Origin of the sequence: Paenibacillus sp. 1A_MP2, assembly GCF_052244825.1 — a bacterium.
Taxonomy (GTDB): domain Bacteria; phylum Bacillota; class Bacilli; order Paenibacillales; family Paenibacillaceae; genus Paenibacillus; species Paenibacillus vandeheii.
Genome location: NZ_JBQQCS010000001.1, coordinates 1,465,487 through 1,487,035, shown reverse-complemented (window position 1 = coordinate 1,487,035; position 21,549 = coordinate 1,465,487). Strand labels below are relative to the sequence as shown.

The window sequence follows — 21,549 nt, the reverse complement described above, 5'->3', positions numbered from 1 at the left end:
TACACGTACAATGAAATTCTTTTTTTCCATGCTTGTTGTTCTGGGGATCTTACTTCTTTTCTTGCCTCTTCTGCAGGAAAAGTATTTTGACTGGCAGCAAGCGGAAGTTATGGATGAGCTGAAACAGCTACAACTCGACCTAACTAAAATCAATGAATCTTTTGAACAAGCCAGACAGGATCCTGCCTCAATCGATGATGATACCGAAGACAAAGAACAGGAAGGTTATCCTCATGCACTGGGGGTTATTACAATTGATGAAATTGATGTGCAGCTGCCCATTCTGGAGGATGCAACCGAAAACAATATGAAGGTTGCAGCAACGCATCTTGTGGAGACGGCCCGCATCGGGACTGAAGGAAATGCAGCGATAGCCGCCCATCGTGCTCACAAAAAAGGACGCCTGTTCAACCGAATGGGAGAATTGGAGATTGGTGACTGGATTAAAGTCACTCTGGCAGATCAGACCCATATCCAATACAAAGTGGATCAGATATCCGTTGTGGAGCCTACGGACTTGTCCGTACTTGAGGACCCGCATCTGGGACAGGTGCTGACCTTGATTACCTGTGATCCATTAGTAAATCCAACACATCGGCTGATTATAAGAGCGGTCCAAGTGACTTCAGAGGTTGCTCAGCGTGACCTGTCTTAAACATGAACATGCTGTAAAAAACCAAAAACACCCCTGGCAAGCGCGCGGTGATTCTGAATCTCCGAAACGCTTGTGCTGGGGGTGTTTTGTTGTAGGTGTTAAGAAATATCCGAGGTTACATGTTCCCGTCTACGGATTCATCTGTTGTCTTCGACGGAGATACAAGTATCCCATACTGCCGAGAATAATCATAAGAGTCCCTACAAGAGTGTATCCCCATGTGCTCTCTTCTCCTGTTTTAGGCAACATGCCTAGGAAAGAACCGTCCTTCCCTTCCTCTGCTCCTGCAACATTCGTATCTGCAGGGGAGGATGTATGATCCGCTCCTGGGCTGGTAGCATCGCCAGCATTGCCAACAGCTGAAGGATCCTCTTCGTCAACAACAGTCGAATCTCCTGGTTTGGAAGGGGACTCTCCCCTATCCGGATCCGTCCCCTGGTCGGTTCCATCCTCTGGTTCTGAAGTTTCAGGCGTTACCACCGTGCCTGGAACCGTTGTGTCCGGAGTTGATGGATCTGGCGTTGACGTCCCAGGATTCGGTGTCCCTGTACTTGGCGTTCCCGGATTATAAGGCTCATTTGGCCCGCCCGGTACGGGAATGGCGATATTCGTCTTTTCCACCACTACAGTTTCCGTCTGTTTATTTGTAATCTCAAATTCAACTGGCGTTTGGTCCAATCTATACCCTGTTGGTGCTTTTATTTCAACCAGCTGATACTTATTGGGTTCCAAGTCTCTCAGAACAATCTCACCATTGGAATTGGTAGTCAGTTTGGCTTCATCAATGCCTGTAACCACTTTGAATTCCCAAACACCGTTGGCATCCATCAGAGCACTTTGAGCACGCAATTCAAAAACGGCTCCTTGCAGATGTTGCGATTTGCCTGAATTAAATTTAATCAATTGAACAGAACGGTCATTTTCTTTATTTTCAATCGTTAATAAAGTTACTGGTTTGGTAATCGGTACAGCCGTTTCAGGTTGTTCAATAACGAAACCTTCTGCCTTGGTCTCTACCAATGTATAGGGGCCATACGGCAAGCTGTCAAACTCAATCACTCCGTTAAGATCCGTCACTTTTTTGGCAATCACATCCGCGTTACTGTCAAGCAGTTCAAATTCAATTCCGCTTAATACGGACTGATCCTTGGCATTCACTTTTGTAACGACCAGCTTGCCACCCGAGCCCTGCACATTCGTATGAGATAGGGTGAGTATCCGGGTTTGATTCGCTGCAATTGTAAACGGAACTGGTGTTGCATCCAATTGATAGTACGCAGGCGCTTCCCTTTCTATCAATTCATAGTCCCCTGGTTCGAGATTTCCTTTGGCGATCCTTCCATCATCACCTGTCGTTAACTCCGCAATTTTATCTCGGGACAGACCATTCTTCAAATACAATTCAAATGTTGCACCTTTCAAAGTCTTCGATGAATCCTCAGAATCCACTTTCGTTAATTCGAAGCCCTGTCGAATTTTTTCATTTTTAATTTCAAAGGGTTGATCCGGGTCTTTGAAATCAATGGTTTTCCCTGTGAAAGCTCCATACTCCGGATCAATCAAATAGCCATTCGGTGCAGATACTTCCTTTAACTTGTATGGCAGACCATTGGTTTGATCGTTAAATCTGTATTTTCTGGAGGTCTGGACCTCTCCATTGACATCTGTTGGTTTCAACGTTTCCAGAAGCGTCGTTCCGGACGCATTATAGATGGCGAATATCGCTCCCTCAAGCGGAAGACCTGTATCATCTACTTTATAGATCTTCATTTTACCGACACCTGTAGATGCTCCACCACCAGCTCCGGCCATGGAAACTCGAATGCCTGTCTGATGATCTGATCCCGTTACCGAGGAGGACTGACCTGCGAATTCAACTTTATTTCCTATTCTTTCCCCGCTATCGGCATTAATAAAGGATTGATACTCCAATATAAAAGCAGTCTTCATCTCATTCTTAAAGGTAAATGTAAATGTATTGCCTTCCACAATCAGTTCATACTCATCAACATCAACCAAACCAGCTTTGGTGGACACATTCCCTGAGTTGTTCGCAGGCAGATCGGTCGCATATAACTTTAACGTATCTGCAAGTAGAATCTGATTATCTGATAACGTATCCGTTAATACGGAACCTGCGGCTATATAAGATTGGCTTGGGTTGATATTTACAGTCCAGGCAGCCTTATCACTTGAACCTAATTGCTGTCCTGTTTTGTGTACGTAGACGCCACCGTGTTCAGGTATGGCCGACACTGACTTCTCAAATCGTACCTCTCCCCCTCACCATCCGTCAAGACAGCATGATTGGAATAGGTACCCTCTACTGCAAAATTCCCATCCAAACTGGTTTTATACACAACCCGATAGGCTGACTTTCCAATATTTCCGAGGTTTAATGCAAAACCTTTACCGTCCAAGTTCAATTTGAATTGCCCAGGTAACAGTGCAACTTCGTCACCAATGGCAATGACGTTATTCGCTCCCGCTAGTGTGAGCTTATTTACTTTCAAAGAGCCCTCTACATAAGATTGATTACCTGTGTACGCATCCTTAAGAATAGCGTTCTGGATATCATATAAATTATAATTCACATCAATCGTCCAGGTAATCGTTTTGTCCTTCGCGCTGTACTCGCCCTTCTTGTTGCCGTTCTGTATCGTGTAATCTTGGGGTTTGACTACAGCCGATTTGGTAATCGAAGCTTGTGGTACATTCGACTCCTTCCAATTCAAAGTAGCCTGGTTACGATATTCATTGTTAGTTGGCATACCTGCCGTTGGATCAAAGCTGGTCTTATAAGTGATCACATGCTCTTTATTAATCATACCGTCAGCCTTCAATTGAATAGAGAACCCTTTTTCAAAATGTATATCATCTGGATCAGCTACTGGCTCAAGTTCAAACCGATCCTTTTGATCCCCACTAATTTGAAGACTGCCCGGAATGAGCTTCATATGTCTTCCTGCGTAATTGTCCGTAATGACGATATCCGTCATCTCCTTCAGATCACGGTTCAGAACAATCTTCCACTCGATCTCCTTGGTATTAAAATTTTCACTTTGAACACTTTTCGCAAAAATGATTTCCTGAATGTCCTTTTTGCCTTCTTTTCTGTACCGTCATACATATTGACCGTATTCGTTACCGTAGCATCTGTATAGACGCGATTTATCGTTTTGGTTTGATATTCAATTTCATAAGCCTTGGTGATGTCATTTTTAAATTGTAATTTAAAGCCATCATCAAAGCCTGTCCCCACTCCTGTGAGTGTATATTCATTGGAATTCACTAAAGTAGTACCCGCTGGCTTGCCATCACCGTCGATGTCTACTTGATGTACTTTTACCGAACCATCAACCAACTCATGTTTCGTTGTGTCATAACGATCTTCAATCCATGCGTTCGCCTGAATAATCCCTTGTTGATTGTAATTGTATTGCACTTTCCATGTGATCGTCTGGGTCACTGGATTGTATGCACTTTCTTGTCCGGATTTTTTCAAAGGCTCATTAAAACTCACCCTCACGCTACCAATGTCAGTTTCATCATGTTCGCTCTGATCACCTGTAAGAACCACCTTATTTTCATACAAAACGTTCGTAAAAGGTGCAGTTGTTGGTGCTTTGATACTCGTTGTATACTTCACGCGGTATGCCTTATCAATATTCCCCAAAGCGATCGGAAACTGAGTTTCTGTTCTAACTGTACTTCCTTCTTTGACAGATCCGTCTAGTTGAATATGCAATTCGCGAATCTCTATATTCCCCTTAAGTGGACCTGCCGCGAGCGTGTCATTCAGAACGGTATTGTTAATGCCCTTCTCTCCCTGGTTGAAATCGACAGTCCATTCAATCTCATCCGAGTTGAAATTATTCTTATTTGCGATCCCCGATTTCGTGAGTTTATCTATGGCTGTATTCAGAAAATGCACATTAATGATGCCTTGTCCAACGGAACTAAAGTCTATTGGCTGTTTCAAGCCGCCATCCATCTTGCTTTCATCGAATTTGATCCAAACGTAGAAATTCCCCTCCAGCTTCTCACCTACGATACGGTCATTAAACGTAAACGTGATCTCTCCATCCGGATTGACGACATATTCCCCAACTCCACCATCCAAATTCCCTTTTAGTTGCGATCCAATTTTGAATTTGTCTGGTAAACGAAAAGTAAAAGTGGAACCATCACTATAAGTATGGGTATCGTTTGGAAGCCCCCATGTGAAGACCACAGCCACCTCATCCTTAACGCTAGGTCGTATATCTTCGATACGCTCCCCTTTTATATTCATATTTCCATTTCCATCGTACTCCGGTATTTGATTATACATTTGAACACTTGTAATTAAATTTTCCTTTATGACTTCCGCAGATTCATTAGACTCGGGAGAATCCATTGATACTCCATTATCACCGTTCCCCGCGACAGGCTCAACAGAACCTTCTTCTGATGCTGTATCCATAGTTACAATTGCTGTCATATCATCCTGAGCATGCATGGTTGGTGTAAACATCCATCCTTGCATCATTTGTGTGATCAGCAACAAAGCTATGATCACCATGCTCACTTTTTTGTTCATTTTTTGCAAATCCTCCTCTTGCGTAATGTTGGCATACACCAACAAAAAGAATAGCAAAGAGACATATACAAAAAATAGACAACGCCCTAATCGACGTTCTTCTAACACAAAAAGAACGCTTCTCAACGAAGCGCCCCTGTCTTAAAACACATTTAAATTCATCATTCCAGCTGCTGTCACATGGTCCAGGTAATCTTCACACGCAGATCGACGGTATCCTGCATGTTGGACACGTAATACGATATCGACTTCATGCCAAACTGATACAAATCCTGCAAATCCTCTACTAGTCCTGTTTCAGTACCCTTGTATCTGAAAGTCAGCGAGGTTCCGCCATCCTTAAGCACACTCTGAACTTTTGTTTTCAGCGCGGAATGACCACTAATCGCATCGCTTTCGTCGTATAGCGAATATTCCAGCGCATGATACAGCTTCTGATACGCGGTTGCTTTGCTGCCTCCTGCCTTCATCAACGTTTGCAAAGCTTCACGATAGGGGGCAGATGCAGCAGGATACTTGCCTTTAGCTGTCCAGACATGGTCACGTGCCATCTCATTATCACTGAGCAAATAATAACTGTGACTTACCTTCCCTTTGCGATCAGGAGTAGGATCATCCCATGTCGTGTCCATATGGTACCACTTGCCGTCCAGCTTGACGAGATTCCAGGCATGTAATTGATCACCAGCCGTTCCTTCCACAATCCGGTTATCTATACCCACCTGCTCCAGCATGCGATAAGCCAGCAAAGAATATCCTTGGCATACGGTGCTGCCGGTAACAAGTCCGTCGTATGCAGTATATTTCTGCAAGGATGTATCGTAGGAAAGGTTAAGCACAATCCAGTCATGAATGGCTTTGACCTTCTCATGATTCGTCATACCCGGCACAATAATTTCTTTCAGCACATTGGTCACCTTGCGGTTCACATAATCGGTCTGTTCTTTGGTTTCCCGATATGCCAGCTTCACATGTACCTCTGCGGATACATTGGAGCCTTTATAGTTAAATGCGTAACTTTTAACGGTATATTGAATATAGGGATCACTGGTCATTGCTTCGTCAATGGAGCTCTGCAACTGTTTCTTGAGGCCTTTCACATTGCCTTTGTATGTAAAAACAAGTTCCTCCGTTCGCTGGGACATCGCGGTAAGCAACGTCTCACGCAGATCCGTATTCGTGGATATGTCCGATGTTCCCGACGCCGCGTATAGCTGATCCAGATCGACTGCATGTGGCAGCGCCACAGCGACGAGACAGCCAGCCAATAGCAGGGTTATCACTCGTTTTCCGTGCTTGCCCATGAAAGGATACCACCTCTCTTTGCAAAGTTCTCATGCCTCATTGTATCACAAAAGGGATTGACGGCAGGCTTCTAGTTTTGTCGAAAAGCATCAAAAGAGACCCTCCGCAGAAGGTCCCTCTGTCTTCAGCAAAATAAACCTAACCTACCCGTTAATCTCATCATATGACGCTTCCGGGTATTTATGCAACAAAACAAACTCTGCTCAATATAAGCGATTGCCGCTCATAAAGGTATCCGTCTTGCCCTGAAGCTTGGCCAGACGTTCCAATACCTGCGCCGCTTCCGCAACCGTCACTTTACGTGCAGGCATGAAGCGACCTTCAATTGAAGGCAGTAATCCCAGCTTGATGCTAAGAGAGACAGCGCCTTTGTTGTTGACTGCATTGGCATCTGCCAGGTTGGGAAGGTCCGATGGCAATGTGTAGAATCCAGCTAATTTCTCATAGCGCAAAATGCGCACGAGCAATACTGCCAACTCTTCACGAGTCATCTCTTCTTCAGGATTTAGCTTCGTTTCAGGGTCGGCACCCGCTAACCATCGCTGATCGATCAATGTCCGCACAGCTTGGTAATAAGGGCTCTCCGGAGTGATGTCAGCATATAGATTGCCACTCCCGTTACCACTGTAGTACATATCCATATTCGGATTAACTGCTCTTGCCAGATAGGTAAACCAGTCTCCCTTGGTGATGACCCGATCCGGGAATACACGTCCCTGTTCATCTGCAAGAATTACGGCATGTTGGGTCATGTTCCGAAGTGCAGCCTCCGCTACATGACCGGAAATATCACTAGGTTCAACATTCGCTGCGACACTTCCTGTACCGTATAAGAACTTCCATTCTCCAGTGTTAGCATCAAGTACTTCATAGCTGGCGGTAACCGAATTTTCATTTCGTGTAGGCTGGTAAACCAGGTTTACGCCCGAGGGAACGACCTGTCCGCTACTCATCGCATAACCTCCGTAGCGTGAATAAGCCAGTATCAACTTAAATGCTTCCAGATATGTCGATTTTGCCTTCTCATAACTGATGGCTGGTTCGGTGTCTCTAGGCAATTGTTCAGGCGTTGCAGCAATCCTTGTATAAAATTCGTTAATGGCCCCATCCTTCAGGACCTGTACCTGTACTGTATCATCCATAACTGCAATTCCGTTCATATAGCGCTGGAACATAAATGTACGTGCACCTTCAAATTCAAGCACGCTGGACAACCGGAATTCTTCCGATGCATTGGGAACCAGTGCAATCACCTTATTGATGGCAAGCTTCTCGGCTTGTGTCCGGGTTACGGACTTAGTCTCATTCTCATCCGCTGGTTTCTCCTGCGCAGCACCCGGCTCCACCCGTTGATACAAGCTGTAACTATAAATCTGTCCAGTAAGCGCATCTACCTGTGCTGAAATATCTCGCATGAACATGTAGGATACATTCGCATTTCGATTGCTCCAGCTCAGGCTCCAGACTTGATTGTTTGGACTCCCATACTCGCCTTTGCTTAACTGACTATGCTCCAACTTGTAGCCTTTTGGAATATCGAAATTCTTTTTAATGATGTTCTCGGCCTGTTGTGCGTTTAACTTCTGGCCTTTCGCCGCGACAAAAGGAGCTATACTTCCTTTTAAAGATTTATTCAGTTGTATAGAATCGTCACCGATAGCTTTTCCAGTCATTGCGTTAATCGGCTCCAGAGTATTGGCCTCCAGCGGAACCATGCTGGAATTCTTCGGCATATAACCAAGATAGTACTGTTGTCCTTTAAACGAAGATAGACGATCATTCGAGATATAAGCAAGCTGTACATCAAACTGCTCCTCAAATCGTTGTCTGGCCTTTTCTTCCGATGCTGCCGACTTCGATGAAGGATATTCAGCTTCAGTTGTACTTCTTGAATAGCCTGTCACTAGGCCACTTTCATCCACACTTATGTAGATCGTCTCTGCCTCAGACAACAACCCTTCGTGCTTGAGTTGGTAACCGTAGCGATACTCCGTTCTGCCGAACAAAGATTGCTGTGCAGTGGATTGATACTGATCTCCGAGAGAAGCATAATCATTTTCTTTCAATCCGGGAATGGCTTTGTACAGTAATGCTTCTGCCTGCTTCTCAGCCTCGTCTTTGGTCAATTTGACTTCAGAATCTGCTGATTGCTTATCCAGTAATTCAGACGGCAAATGTACACTTAACACTTCCCCTGTGCCCGCATGTACCGTTGCGCTGAATCCCATCGTATGGTTTCCTTCGACGATTTGAAATCCGATATCCCACGCCTTGTAATCCGGTGGTGGAAAAGAGTTCGGTGAATCAAATCGTGCGGATGAGATCGTCGCCTTTTTTAGCAATGGAAATAATTTCAGTATATTCTCGCTGGCTTGTTTGGAGGAGATTTTGGCTCCTTCAGGCACCTCGTTGTCTGTTACTCCAAGTGGTTGTTCCGTTTCCCCGCAGCGGATTCTGTTACCCGTTCCGCTGTCGCTGCCGACGCGCTGCCTGCAAACCCTGGTGTCTGTGATGCCAGAAGCAATGTTGCCATGGCCGCTGTAGCCGCTTTGGCTGTGAACATTTTGAATCGTCCATTAAAATTCCAATCAAAACTCAAATCTGGACCTCTCCCTTCAATTTCATACAAGGATGCATGCAAAATAAACCTCGCATGAATATTGCCAGTCTATTCTATGATACCATAAGCTTCCTTTTTAATCGTCATTTTCCCAACAATTTTACAAATGTGAATTTCTGCATATTGTATAGAAAAAGCAAAAAACGCCAACCAGGTTGGCGTTTCAACGATCAGCCGGAGCATTAAGTAGGCTGAATTTTCTCTATATTGACGTTCGGTAGAACAGATTCGTTGGACTGAGCCTGCACCTGTACATGATTTTTCAAAAACGGAATCACCGTATTCCAGAACGCAGGATCTTCTTCTGAACAGCTGTGCCCTCCGCTATTGACCCATAGATGCTCTACGGGCGGATCCGCTTTGGACATAAAATATTCAAGTTCGCTTGGTGGAATAAAGTTATCCCCTTTGGAATGTACCATAAGCATCGGCAGCTGCATACCCTTGCGCCGTTCATTCAGCAGCATCACGGGATCGCGCTGGCGATACGTTTTCAGAGATTCACCAAGCCGCCAGAACCAGATTCGCGGAATCAACTGCGCCAACGGAAACAGAGGCAGGCGTCGCCGTCTCAGCTCCGCACTGACGATAACCTCGAATTGGGATGGCATGGAGTCTGTAATCACTGCGGATACAGGAATGCCCTCCGTCACAGCAAGGATCGTCCCTAGACCGCCCAAGGAGTGTCCAAGCACACCGATCGCCGCAGAATCAATTTCCGGCCGTGACGATGTATATCGCAAGGCTGACAGCAGATCGTCGCGGAACAGGTAGGCTGAAGCCGCTTTAACCGGATCGCTGGCTCCATGGCTTCGAACATCGTACATAAAGAGAGCGTAACCTGCTTCCCAAATGGGACGTGCATAACGGAGGACACGTGATCGGTTGGAGCCCCATCCATGTGCAATAATAACCAGCGGCCAAGGCTTCGGGACATGAGCTCCAGCCGGAATGAACCAGCCATGAACTCTCCCGCCACCACTTTCAAAGGTTATATCCTCAAATGGCATGGGCGGTGTGAGCGTAATCGGAATCTTTTTGGGGGTCTGACTATTTACGGCTGCCTTCCATAAACCACCCGCAGTTACCGCGGCAACAGCAATCATCCCGCCAATCATCGTTTTAGCTTTCACTGGTGTCACTCCTCTCCGTTTTTCTGGCTAACTCCATCATACGGCATCAAGATCAACAGGACGTTAATCCACATCACTTCTTATATTATCTATGGATACAGAATCTCTCCTTACATATATCCCGATGTGTCTGGTCCACTTCCGTTCGGTTGGTATTCTGGTTCAACCTTCGATTTTCGCTATGTCCACAAATGCACGTGTGCAAGCAGCAATCTGCTCATCATTCCCTGCTGCAAGAGCTTCTCGTGGCAGAAGTGCACTTCCAAGGCCCACTGCTGCGGCACCCGCAGCATAATAATCTGCAATGTTATCCAGAGTGGCTCCTCCTGTTGCAAGCAGCGGAATATGATTCAGTGGGGCTTTGATTTCACGTAGATATGGAATGCCCAGACTCGCCATGGGGAACAACTTCACCACTCTGGCTCCTGCTTCATATGCAGCAACAATCTCCGTTGGCGTCATTGCCCCGGCCAGATCTCCACTCCATGTTCTACAGCATATTCAATAACTGACAGATCGACATTCGGAGACACGAGAAATTGGGCACCCGCTGCAACGGCTTCTTTCGCCATCTGCACATTCAGTACCGTACCTGCTCCAATATAAGCCTTACCCTCATGTCGTACGCGCCAGTCTGCAATAATATCGTGTGCACCGGCTGTGTTTAGCGTCACTTCCATCAGACGGATTCCCCCATCTGTCATCCCCTGCCCTGCTGCCTGAGCAGATTCCCTGCTAATACCACGAACAATGGCTACCAGTCTCGATTCTAATAATACTTCCGTCAGATTCATGCCAACTTCCCCTTGTTTCATAGATTCGGCAGCCGAAGACAAGTATTCGTTATCACCGCTTTTCCGTTAGTCACTATTGTAAAGCATATCGTCCCCTGGATGTAATCATTTGATCCAATATTCACCCCACCCTTTATAGAGACATTGAGTTTGAACTTGGCTTTGTAGTCAACGTGAAGGAAACAAGGGCAATCGCCAGTGCCAGCAGCAAGACCACACCGCCAATCCACCCCAAATTCTGAACGGAATTATATTTCACAATCACACCTCCCAATCCGGCACCAAGAGTCATACCTATGTTCATTACTGCCGTATTGTAACTCAGGACTGTTTCAGAAGACTGCGGTCTCAATGTAATCAAATAAAACTGATTCGCAGGAGTTGTGATCCAGGCAGCGGTGCCCCAAATCATAATGGTCAGAAGAACACCTATGGTGGAGCCTGCTGTGATTGGTAAAATAAAGAGGGCGCCAGCGTGAATAATCAAACTGATTGGAATCGTGCGAACAGGTCCCCATCTATCTACCGCATAACCACCAAGACGAGAACCTATGAATGCAAATACACCCAATACGAGTAACGCGGTACTAATCATCTCAATCGAAAAATCGGCTACCGAACTTAAAAGTGGAGCGATATAGGCAAATACCAAGGTGTAGCCCAGAATCCAGAATACAGTCGTTAATAATCCGGTTATCACCTTTTTATCTTTGATAATCAATAGTTGTTGCTTCAGCGAGAGAGGCGGGTTGCCCTCCATTTGTGGAATAAATCGATACAACAGCATGAAATTAATAAATGCGATGATTGCAATCATGATATAAACATAGTGCCAATCCATATAGGCAGCAATGAAAGTGCCGATCGGCACACCCAATACCAATGATACGGTAAATCCTGTAATGACGGTTGCAATGGCGCTACCCTGCTTACCTGGAGGGGCCAGCCTTGCGGCATAGTTCGTGGCTATGACAAAATACAGACCACCACTCGTAGCCAATACGATGCGAGAGAACATAAGCATGCCGAAGTTCAGACTAAAGAATGCAATGATATTGCCCACGATAAATATGAGCAGCGAATAGAGAAGCACTTTTTTACGTTGAAATTTGGAAGTCAGCATGACCAGCGCCCATGCTCCTAAGGCATGAGATAACGCATATGCGGTGACCAATTGTCCCGCTAAGGAGATGGATACCTGCAGATCACGGGCGATGATATCCAGGACGCCAGAGACGACAAATTCGGCTGTACCTACAACAAAAGCTCCTAATGCCAATAAATAAATGATGAATGAATTCATTTCAGTCTCCTTAATTTATAAAGTGTAGAGTGCAAATCTTCCGGTTACACTCGTAAGCAATATTTATTCAAAGATATAAAAGACAAATTATATCTATTATATGTACAAAAAAATATTCATTGCACCATTGATATTTTACTGGCAATAGAAGATAATTTCTGATTTTTAAGCACTTCTTCCATCTGCCCTTCCGCAAGAATCATCGTTTCCTGAATCAAACATCCCTGTTTATGATGGCGACAGCAATCAAATAAAGATGTTTTACCCTCAATGGCCTGTATGATGTCCAAAAACGTAAGTTCCTCCCACTTTTCCTGAAGTGTGTATCCGCCATGGGCACCAGATGAAGAATGAATCATGCCCTCCTTTGTCAATATCGTTAAAATTTTGGACAGATAGGTAGGTGAAACGTTCTGCCACTTTGCAAGCTGCTGCACACCCGCTGGTTTATCTGATTTGGATGCCGCGAGAAAAAGCATCGTGTGCAGGGCGTAGTTGGTAGCTTTAGTATATTTCATGTGATTTCCTCCTCTATAATAGACTTAATATATCTACAATAACCCCTATAGTCCTAAGACGTCAATAACCTCCTTTTATGAAAGTGGCACTTTGCGTCCACCTCTTCTTCATAAAAGGAGGTTATCGTCATATTTAACTGTATTACTAATGCCTATACCTACGCTGCCACACATATATACATGCTCTATGCATTTTCCAGAATACTGTCCTTCTCCAGGTCCTTAAAGTAACGTTCATTATACAGCATACTCGGATGTGTGGGATGGTACGTCAAAGCAATATCATTATGCTCCTTCGCTTTTGCCCGATTGCCCATCCGGTCATAACACACACACATTTGTAAATGCGGCATCCATGTCCAAGCAGCTTCGTTCAATACGACCATCGGATCCGTCGGGCGTATGGCGCGGGTCGCCTGTTCATACCAGTATAAAGCTTTGCGATAATCCGTACGGTCGGCAAAATATCCACCCAATCGGCAGCAAATCTCTGCCCTCGGCAAATCAAAGGCAAAGGATCTCAGCAATGCGGAGACTTCCTTTTCCGAATGTTCAAGTGCTGCCTCGCAATCCGCTATCTTCTGGCATGCTGCAATCTGATCCTCCACCCATCCCAGCCCGGTGTCCAGGAATTTCACGTAGTAGTTCACTGCATCCTCAAAATGCCCGTGGTCTTTCAGTTCATTGCCAAAATAATATAAGTCACGCGGGGAGAATTCCTCCCTGCTTGTTCGCGTTTGCGATAAATCTTTAGATTGCGATCCGTGTATTCCTTATCCTTCTTATGCGTGACTGCCACATCACTATGCAGCAGATGACCGGCCACTTCCAGATATTCATGTACTGCACCAATCCAGCGATAATTCCGATCCCGGCGCACCAGTCTGTTCCGTCGCAGACTGTATGCCACCTTACCCTCCGCCGTAAAGGACAGATGATAATCCATCGTGACACTGTCCACAGCAGGGTCCAGGGAACGCTTCAGTTCAATGAGCTTCACCCGGTCGTCCGGTTCAAACACATCATCTGCATCCAGCCATAATATATATTCACTTGTTGCCTGTTCAAAGGCAAAGTTCCTTGCCGCCGCAAAATCATCCACCCATTCAAAATCGATGATGCGTTCCGTATAACGAGCTGCAATCTGGCGTGTCTGGTCCGTGGAACCTGTATCCACGATCACAATCTCGTCAGCGATTCCGTTAACCGAGTCCAGACATCTGGCAAGGGAGGCCTCTTCATTTTTGACAATCATACACAGCGAAATACTGATCGATTCCTCACCACGTATAGCTCTGCGATTAAAAGCAGCTACCCCTGACAATTCCGATAGTCGGTAGATATGGTAGGCGGGAAAATGGGTATCCACGTATAAACGGAAGCCCAGTGCCTGAGCACGAATGCAAAAATGACGATCTTCACCCCAGAAAGATACGTTGGGAATCTGGTCATAGGAAACCCCGGCCTCCAGAACGTTCCTGCGAATAAGGGTGCACGCGCCAAGTCCCCCACTTCATAACAACCCGGGGTACGCAATTGCCTCAGAAACGTATCGGTTTGTGTATTCTCGTCCTCAACTTCCGCTCCTGTAACCGGGTTGCCTCTCTTGCGGAATAGCGCGTACTCGTCCTGCAACCAGACTTGCGGCATTTCCCTTGTTCCCGGCTGCCATCGTGTCCAAAAAATATTGGAGACAATCTCCTTCCCGCTGGATACGAGTTGTTCCAATGTCCGAGGGTGCAGTACGAGATCGGAATCAATCAGGAATACAGCATCGTACTGATGATCACGGGCATAGGCCAATATACGATTTTTCAAACCTGCTACCCGCCAGATCTGTTCGTCCCGCCAATAATGCCCACCCTCGTCCTTGTTGTATATTCCTTTTCCCTGGTTGGCATCCGTTTCCTTCACATCTGCATCGATAAGAATCCCTTCATGCTGGAGTACAAACTCACGGAGCATATTGGATGCTGCTTCCTCTTCATTGTCGTTCACAAACAGATAGTCTGTCGTTACCGTCGTTCGCTCAAGCGATTCTAGGGACTGAAGATATTCACGGAGTACCCCAGCCGTCTGCCGAACAGGACTTGCGATAAGAATCTTTTCCTTTGGCTCTTCTTTACCTTTTTCTTTTTCCTTCTTCAAATGGATTGTCCTCCTTCCCTTATTCCGACCATTGCAGGAGTCTTGGCTCTGTATCCAAAATAGATTCGTACTGTTCCTTCCAGCCATATCTCGCATCCGGGTCCAATGCCTGGTAACGCTCGTATTTACGAATTCGGTCCTCTGCACGTGCCCAGCCATAATGCTTCACCCGAGGGGAATGGCATCCATAGGCAAAATGCTGAATAGTTAGTGGAAAACGGCCGCAGTGCTGCGGAGTTTCCTTCCATTCATAGCTCCATTCCGGGCGATATCGGACCAGAAACGGCCGATAATACGCATGAGCCTGCCAATATTCGTCATCCCGGTAATGCGTCTCGCTCCACATATCAAACAACCTGAAATAAATGGCGTCCTCGGTCCCACCCAACAGTTGATTCCGAACAATGCCAAAATCGGTCGTCAGAATTTCGTCCGCGTCCAGGTTCAAAATCCATTCCGGTCCGGTAGCCACCGTGGTCTCCCACTGCTGCTTGCGTAAACTCACCTCATCTGCAAACAGAGAAGCCGGGTTCACAATCAACGTAAGGGGAATACCCGCTAGCATTTCCTGGCATAAAGCAACGGTATTGTCCGTACTGCCGTCATCAATAATCACCGCACGATCAATCCACGGCCGGTGAGTCTCCAACGCCTGTCTGAGATACCTGTGTTCCTCATTGCGGACAATCATGGACAAGGTGACATGCGGCCTCGTGGTTCCTTCGCAATCTTCCAAATCCCCACCTCCAGGCTGAGTCTGTCACGCGTTATAACTGATGTGATATGGCTGTTTAATTTGGCTGAACCCCTGTTAAGCTCAATATCTAATCTATGCGCGTCTGGAAGAGGGTTATGTCTGGCATGTAGACCTTTCATGACGTTTAAGAAACTTGAGCATATGATATGTGCCTCTTCACGAGCAACAACAAAAAGGCACCCGCTTTGGCAGGTGCCTCCCTAATAAACTATTTCATTGGTTTAATATTTAATGATCTATTGAGATGTCAATCTGGTGAGATGTCGATCTGGAAAAAGTCTGAATAATCAACGATATGCTGCCAGTCGATCATTCAAGCTGCGTGTTTGCCCATATACACCCTGATACAATGCAAACAGTCCATCATATACGGCAACCGTTTCCGGATTTGGGGCATAGGATTTGGCTGGACGAATGAACGCCGCCGCACATTCCTGCAAGGATAGGAACCAGCCACAGCCATAAGCTGCCAGCATCGCCGCGCCCATTGCTGGTCCCTGCTCACTTTCCAATTTCACAATAGTTGCATTGAAAACATCGGCCTGCATTTGCAGCCAGGCTTCGTTTTTGGCGCCTCCACCAATGGAGATCACTTCATTTACTGTTTTGCCAGCATTACGCAAAATATCGATGGATTCACGCAGCGAGAACGTAATGCCCTCCATAACAGCACGTCCAAAATGCTCCAGCTTATGTCCGGCATCCATGCCGATAAAGCTGCCGCGAATGTTTGCATCTGGATGCGGCGTACGCTCACCAACAATATAAGGCGTGAACAGCAATCCGTTGCTTCCAGCAGGAATCGCATCAATGCCCTGCAAGAGTACATCAAATGATTTGTCCGCAGCAAATGTATCTTTGAACCAGGACAAGCTGTATCCAGCCGCAAGGGTTACCCCCATAATATAGAAGGCATCTTTCTCGCCGTGGTTAAAAAAGTGCACTTTGCCTTCGAAATCGAGATCCTTACGCTCTTCATAGGAAAGCACAACCCCGGACGTTCCGATGCTGCACATCGTCTGTCCTTCACTCAGAATGCCTGCGCCAATGGCTCCACATGCATTGTCCGCACCACCTGCAAATACTTTGGTTGCCGCTGCAAGTCCTGTTTGCTCCGCAATCTCAGGCAGCAATGTGCCCACTTCCTCAAATGACTCTACAAGACGTGGGCACAAGGATACCGGCAGTTCAAAAGCTTCCGCGATCTCTGTGCTCCACTGCTTGCCTGCAACGTCCAGCAGCAATGTGCCCGCTGCATCCGAATAATCCATGGCATAATCACCTGTCAGGCGATATCGCACATAGTCCTTCGGCAGCAGGAACAGGGCCGCTTGTTGCAGCAATTCCGGCTCGTTCTCCTGTATCCAGAGGATTTTGGGCAGTGTAAAACCTTCGAGTGCACGGTTGCGGGCAATGCTTAACAGTTTCCCGTCCAGCACCTTCTCAATGCGGCGGCACTGAGCCGTTGTCCGCGTATCGTTCCACAGAATGGCATTACGCAGCGGTTTACCCTCGGCGTCCACCAGTACCAATCCATGCATCTGCCCGGAGAAGCTCAGTCCTTCGATTTCCGAAGGATGTACACCGGACACTTCCAGCAATTTGCGTAGCGAAAGAATCGTCTGCTCTACCCAATCCTCGGGATTTTGTTCACTGTATCCAGCCTTGGGCTGGTACAACGGATAAGCCTCGGATGCTTCAAACGCTACTTTCCCTTCACGGTTAACCAGCACAGTTTTAACTGCGCTTGTTCCCAGATCGACACCAATTACGTAACTCATGAGTTAACTCCTCTCGTTTGTAACAGGATTATATAAATGAAACCTTGATGCTCATGTGGCCACTCCGTGATCAGAAAACCCTCGGATCGCCGTTACCCCGGATTTCCTTTATACCCTTTAGCAAGGGAGAAATCCGGGGATAATGCGCACGCTCCGCTTCCTCGGGTCCTTTCTGCTCACTCCGTTCTGCATGCAAATTATTCATTTATATCAAAAATTTAAAAACCGTTTAGTTTGTTTAATCAAAAAACCGTCCCCGCCTTCCCAGGGGAAAGTCGGGGACGGTCCGAATGTCATGCTTGTTCAGGCGTTCCGTGGTACAAGCTGGTCCCGCACAGTGCAGGCGAAGATCTGTTTCAGCCACACCCGAGTATTCTCAGGTAGGCTGATATCCCTTCATCCTGCATTTTGCTTGACTTCTATTAGTCAGCCAGGATGTATTGGTTGAGTTTCGCTCTCAGCAATTCCTGACGTCCGGATTGGTTTTTGCGTGGGCTTTCGTTGTTCAGCGCGTACTCTGCAAGGGAAGCCAGTGTTGCTTTACCCGCAACCACATCTGCACCGATACCTTCGCTGAAGCTGCTATAGCGTTTTTCGATGAAGTCATCGAACACGCGATCTTCAATCAATTTCGCTGCTACTTTCAGACCTTTAGCATACGTATCCATACCAGCGATGTGTGCCAGGAACAGATCGTCTGCTTCGAAGGAACCACGACGTACTTTGGCGTCGAAGTTCACACCACCACGGCCGATACCGCCGTTTTTCAATACTTCATACATAGTCAATGTAGCATCGTACATATCCACCGGGAACTCATCTGTATCCCAACCGATCAGCATGTCGCCTTGGTTGGCATCGAGGGAACCGAGCATGCCGTTTGTGCGGGCAACGCGGATCTCGTGATCGAAGGTGTGACCAGCCAGTGTAGCATGGTTAGCTTCCAGGTTCAGTTTGAAGTGTTTGTCCAAACCGTATTTTTGCAGGAATGCAATGGAAGTTGCTGCATCATAGTCATATTGGTGCTTGGTTGGCTCTTTCGGTTTAGGCTCGATCAGGAATTGTGCATCAAAGCCAATTTCCTTCGCGTAGTCTACTGCCATGTGGAACATGCGGGCAATGTTGTCTTGCTCCAGCTGCATGTCTGTGTTGAGCAATGTGTCATAACCTTCACGACCGCCCCAGAACACATAGTTTTCTGCGCCCAGACGTTTACCCACTTCCAGACCTTTCTTGATTTGCGCTGCAGCATGAGCGTACACGTCTGCGTTGCAAGTGGAAGCTGCACCAAACATAAAGCGCGGGTTGGAGAACATGTTCGCTGTGTTCCAGAGCAGTTTTTTGCCGCTGGATTTCATGTGACCTTCAATCAGGTCTACGATCGTATCAATGTTGCTGTAGAACTCACGCAGGCTGTTGCCTTCCGGTGCGATGTCCACATCGTGGAAACAGAAGAACGGGAGATTCATTTTTTCCAAAAATTCAAATGCCGCTTCCACGCGTACTTTCGCGAGGTCCAGACCGGAGTATTTATCCCAAGAACGAACAGCAGTTTCCGCACCAAACGGGTCACTACCACCCGCTGTTAATGTATGCCAGTAAGCCATGCCGAAACGGAAGTGCTCTTCCATTGATTTCCCAGCGACAACTTCTTCCGGATTATAATGTTTAAAAGCAAATGGATTCGTGGAATCTTTACCTTCAAATGCAATTTTATTAACGGATTCAAAATAGGCCATGTAGAATGCCTCCTCAATAGTTTTAAAAGTAATCGTTTACAACGTTATCCTATCACATCGGTTATACTTTGTCTATTGGTTAAACAAAGTAAAAATAAAAATGTTTTTTGCGCGTTTGTTTACGCTATAATAGTCGAATAGCTTGTTTACGGATAACGGGTCTGAACCCTTTTATAGAAGAATAGGAGTGCCTTATGGATATGAAAATTACCGGAGACCAGATGCTGGTCAAAAAAATAAACAAGTCGATCGTCCTGGATACGATTCGTCGTCATGCTCCCCTCTCCCGTGCTCGGGTATCCGAGATTACAGGACTGAATAAAGCCACGGTATCCAATCTGGTTGCTGATCTGATCAATGATGAGCTCTTGCAGGAGATTGGGCCTGGGGAATCCAGCGGTGGACGCAAACCTTTGATGCTGCTATTTCGGGGTACAGCGGGATATGCCGTAGGCTTGGAGCTCAGCGTGACCCACTTAAAGGGTGTGCTTACCGATCTGGAAGGTCATATTATCACAGAGTACGCCGTTAAGCTGGAACATCATGATGTGTCCTCTGTATTTGAACAGTTGAAGCTTGCCGCAGAACATCTGATATATGCGGCCCCTCCCTCCCCTCACGGCGTGATCGGCATGGGTATTGGAGTGCCGGGCATGGTGGACGAGGAAGGAACGGTGCTGTTTGCGCCCAACCTGGGGTGGGAGAAGGTCCCCCTGCGTGCCATGCTGGAAGATGCGTTCGAGCTCCCAGTGACAATCGATAATGAAGCCAATGCAGGTGCGCATGGAGAATTAAATTTTGGTGCAGGCATTGGAGTACGTCATCTGATTTATATCAGCGCAGGCATCGGGATTGGTTCAGGCATTATGGTGGATGGCGAGCTGTACAAAGGAGCCTGGGGATATGCGGGAGAAACAGGCCATATGTCCATTGAAGCAGAGGGCAGACCTTGCTCCTGTGGCAATCGTGGCTGCTGGGAGTTATATGCTTCGGAGAAAGCTTATGAGCACCCCGATCATCAGTTGATTTTGCCTGCACATACTACACGGGAATTGATTGATTATGCACAGCAAGGCCATGAAGATGTATTGAAGCTGTACCAAGAAATCGGTCGTAAACTAGGCGTGGGCATCACCAATATTGTCAACAGCTTCAACCCGGAGCGTATCATTATCGGTGGCCCTCTTTCTGAAGCAGGACCATGGATTGAAACGGCACTGAAACAAGTGGTGGAGGAGCGTACGTTGCCCTATCACCGCCGCAGTTTGCAGATTGAATGGGCAGCCCTGGGTAGTCAGTCCACGCGTGTTGGTGCCGCTTACTCAGCCATTTCCCAATTTTTAGGTAAAATAAGAGTTTCCGTCTAATAATCGATGAAAATTGACATCATTTTGCCCCATTTCCTCCCTTTTTGTTAAAGAAATCCAGAGGTATAATAGGGTTATGTGATTTTTGTCATCGCGGCATGAATGTCGCTATGTTAATTCCGATAACGAAACGGAGTGAAAATTCGTGACCTACGTGGATACTTCAGATATCTCGGCGCAAATGTTTGTCACCGTACTCCTGTTCCTGATCGTGCTTGCGCCGCTGTTCAGCCTTGGCATACTTCGATTGTTTCAGAGCAAAAAGAAGGCTGGTTTCATGTACATGCTGTCAGGCGTACTGGTGTATGTTGTATTTCAGACCTTTATGAGTATCTTTTTTAGATAAAATAGGTATGGTTTTAATGTCAAATCCCTTTTTACATCCACAAAAGAGTTCATGAAACATGTGCTCTGTTGTAGCTGTGAAAGGGGTTTTTTCATCATACAGACGGGTTGAACTGCACTAGACCATTCAGTGTGATGAACTACCTAATTCAAATAAAAGAAGCCTCAGTCCTGAACTGGACCAAGGCTCCCCAATATATATTCAAACGGCTCGCGCGAACCGGAATAGCTCCATGTGACTTGAACTTACCCTATAAGGGTAAATTAAGCGTCCAGCGCTTTGGCAAATTGGGTTTTGTTCATACCCAGAATGCGGTGTTCACCAATAACAGTCAGAGGCACGGCACGTACGCCCATATCCCATACTTGTTGGGCGAACTCGTCGCTTGTCTCGATGTTGCGCTCTTCATAAGAGATGCCTTTGTCAGCCAGGAAGCTTTTTACCGATTTGCAGTTTGGGCAGTTGGTTGATGTGTATACAATTACGTTTTCCATGTTTATT

At 46.4% G+C, this 21,549-nt stretch carries 17 protein-coding genes and 2 pseudogenes; 3 read left to right on the top strand and 16 right to left on the bottom strand.

Annotation, left to right across the window (positions count from 1 at the left end; translation table 11 throughout):
* The first annotated feature begins 10 nt into the window (after positions 1–10).
* Positions 11–655, top strand: a complete 645-nt coding sequence (locus ACTWJ7_RS07400) for a class D sortase (protein WP_301879820.1) — start codon at positions 11–13, stop codon at positions 653–655.
* A gap of 129 nt (positions 656–784) precedes the next feature.
* Here the strand turns inward: ACTWJ7_RS07400 and ACTWJ7_RS07395 are convergent, their stop codons facing one another.
* The 15 genes and pseudogenes from ACTWJ7_RS07395 to xylA form a co-directional block, all read right to left on the bottom strand.
* Complete coding sequence (locus ACTWJ7_RS07395; RefSeq protein WP_443145254.1) at positions 785–2,911, bottom strand: MSCRAMM family protein; 2,127 nt, start codon at positions 2,909–2,911, stop codon at positions 785–787.
* A complete protein-coding gene (locus ACTWJ7_RS07390) occupies positions 2,854–3,663 on the bottom strand; it encodes a collagen binding domain-containing protein (protein ID WP_443146348.1) in 810 nt (269 codons plus the stop codon). Before ACTWJ7_RS07390 ends, ACTWJ7_RS07395 begins: the two co-directional genes overlap by 58 nt.
* 8 nt (positions 3,664–3,671) lie before the next feature.
* Positions 3,672–5,237: a collagen binding domain-containing protein gene (locus tag ACTWJ7_RS07385; RefSeq protein WP_443145253.1), complete on the bottom strand. Its 1,566-nt coding sequence runs from the start codon at positions 5,235–5,237 to the stop codon at positions 3,672–3,674.
* A 176-nt stretch (positions 5,238–5,413) separates the two neighbouring features.
* On the bottom strand, positions 5,414–6,541 hold the full coding sequence (locus ACTWJ7_RS07380) for a transglutaminase domain-containing protein (protein ID WP_301879822.1): 1,128 nt from the start codon (positions 6,539–6,541) through the stop codon (positions 5,414–5,416).
* A 204-nt stretch (positions 6,542–6,745) separates the two neighbouring features.
* The gene (locus ACTWJ7_RS07375) at positions 6,746–8,947 is read right to left on the bottom strand and encodes a YcdB/YcdC domain-containing protein (RefSeq protein WP_443145252.1); all 2,202 of its coding nucleotides are present in this window, start codon (positions 8,945–8,947) and stop codon (positions 6,746–6,748) included.
* A gap of 11 nt (positions 8,948–8,958) precedes the next feature.
* Positions 8,959–9,141: a hypothetical protein gene (locus tag ACTWJ7_RS07370; RefSeq protein ID WP_443145251.1), complete on the bottom strand. Its 183-nt coding sequence runs from the start codon at positions 9,139–9,141 to the stop codon at positions 8,959–8,961.
* A gap of 203 nt (positions 9,142–9,344) precedes the next feature.
* A complete protein-coding gene (locus ACTWJ7_RS07365) occupies positions 9,345–10,295 on the bottom strand; it encodes an alpha/beta hydrolase (protein ID WP_301879824.1) in 951 nt (316 codons plus the stop codon).
* A 162-nt stretch (positions 10,296–10,457) separates the two neighbouring features.
* A pseudogene (locus ACTWJ7_RS07360) lies at positions 10,458–11,089 on the bottom strand (bifunctional 4-hydroxy-2-oxoglutarate aldolase/2-dehydro-3-deoxy-phosphogluconate aldolase).
* A gap of 133 nt (positions 11,090–11,222) precedes the next feature.
* The gene (locus ACTWJ7_RS07355; protein WP_301879825.1) at positions 11,223–12,392 is read right to left on the bottom strand and encodes an MFS transporter; all 1,170 of its coding nucleotides are present in this window, start codon (positions 12,390–12,392) and stop codon (positions 11,223–11,225) included.
* Between the two features lie 116 nt (positions 12,393–12,508).
* Entirely contained in the window at positions 12,509–12,910 is a 402-nt protein-coding gene (locus ACTWJ7_RS07350) for an Rrf2 family transcriptional regulator (protein WP_301879826.1), read from the bottom strand.
* Between the two features lie 185 nt (positions 12,911–13,095).
* Positions 13,096–14,165: pseudogene (locus tag ACTWJ7_RS07345) on the bottom strand (glycosyltransferase).
* A 56-nt stretch (positions 14,166–14,221) separates the two neighbouring features.
* Entirely contained in the window at positions 14,222–15,058 is an 837-nt protein-coding gene (locus tag ACTWJ7_RS07340) for a hypothetical protein (RefSeq protein WP_443145250.1), read from the bottom strand.
* A 19-nt stretch (positions 15,059–15,077) separates the two neighbouring features.
* The gene (locus ACTWJ7_RS07335) at positions 15,078–15,794 is read right to left on the bottom strand and encodes a glycosyltransferase family 2 protein (protein ID WP_301879828.1); all 717 of its coding nucleotides are present in this window, start codon (positions 15,792–15,794) and stop codon (positions 15,078–15,080) included.
* A 308-nt stretch (positions 15,795–16,102) separates the two neighbouring features.
* Positions 16,103–17,596: a xylulokinase gene (xylB, locus tag ACTWJ7_RS07330; RefSeq protein WP_301879829.1), complete on the bottom strand. Its 1,494-nt coding sequence runs from the start codon at positions 17,594–17,596 to the stop codon at positions 16,103–16,105.
* A 422-nt stretch (positions 17,597–18,018) separates the two neighbouring features.
* The gene (xylA, locus tag ACTWJ7_RS07325) at positions 18,019–19,335 is read right to left on the bottom strand and encodes a xylose isomerase (RefSeq protein ID WP_024631388.1); all 1,317 of its coding nucleotides are present in this window, start codon (positions 19,333–19,335) and stop codon (positions 18,019–18,021) included.
* A gap of 200 nt (positions 19,336–19,535) precedes the next feature.
* On the opposite strand from xylA, the gene ACTWJ7_RS07320 reads away from it, so the two are divergent.
* Both ACTWJ7_RS07320 and ACTWJ7_RS07315 read left to right on the top strand, forming a co-directional pair.
* Positions 19,536–20,702: an ROK family transcriptional regulator gene (locus ACTWJ7_RS07320; protein WP_079350102.1), complete on the top strand. Its 1,167-nt coding sequence runs from the start codon at positions 19,536–19,538 to the stop codon at positions 20,700–20,702.
* Between the two features lie 145 nt (positions 20,703–20,847).
* Complete coding sequence (locus ACTWJ7_RS07315; protein WP_286456155.1) at positions 20,848–21,048, top strand: hypothetical protein; 201 nt, start codon at positions 20,848–20,850, stop codon at positions 21,046–21,048.
* 263 nt (positions 21,049–21,311) lie between these two features.
* On the opposite strand, the gene ACTWJ7_RS07310 is transcribed toward ACTWJ7_RS07315, so the two are convergent.
* On the bottom strand, positions 21,312–21,542 hold the full coding sequence (locus tag ACTWJ7_RS07310; RefSeq protein ID WP_024631391.1) for a glutaredoxin family protein: 231 nt from the start codon (positions 21,540–21,542) through the stop codon (positions 21,312–21,314).
* Between the last annotated feature and the right edge of the window lie 7 nt (positions 21,543–21,549).

Coding starts and splice junctions, on each gene's coding strand:
- ACTWJ7_RS07400 (WP_301879820.1), top strand. CDS start 11: ATGAAATTCTTTTTTTCCATGCTTGTTGTTCTGGGGATCTTACTTCTT.
- ACTWJ7_RS07385 (WP_443145253.1), bottom strand. CDS start 5,237: ATGAACAAAAAAGTGAGCATGGTGATCATAGCTTTGTTGCTGATCACA.
- ACTWJ7_RS07380 (WP_301879822.1), bottom strand. CDS start 6,541: ATGGGCAAGCACGGAAAACGAGTGATAACCCTGCTATTGGCTGGCTGT.
- ACTWJ7_RS07355 (WP_301879825.1), bottom strand. CDS start 12,392: ATGAATTCATTCATCATTTATTTATTGGCATTAGGAGCTTTTGTTGTA.
- ACTWJ7_RS07350 (WP_301879826.1), bottom strand. CDS start 12,910: ATGAAATATACTAAAGCTACCAACTACGCCCTGCACACGATGCTTTTT.
- xylB (WP_301879829.1), bottom strand. CDS start 17,596: ATGAGTTACGTAATTGGTGTCGATCTGGGAACAAGCGCAGTTAAAACT.
- xylA (WP_024631388.1), bottom strand. CDS start 19,335: ATGGCCTATTTTGAATCCGTTAATAAAATTGCATTTGAAGGTAAAGAT.
- ACTWJ7_RS07320 (WP_079350102.1), top strand. CDS start 19,536: ATGAAAATTACCGGAGACCAGATGCTGGTCAAAAAAATAAACAAGTCG.
- ACTWJ7_RS07310 (WP_024631391.1), bottom strand. CDS start 21,542: ATGGAAAACGTAATTGTATACACATCAACCAACTGCCCAAACTGCAAA.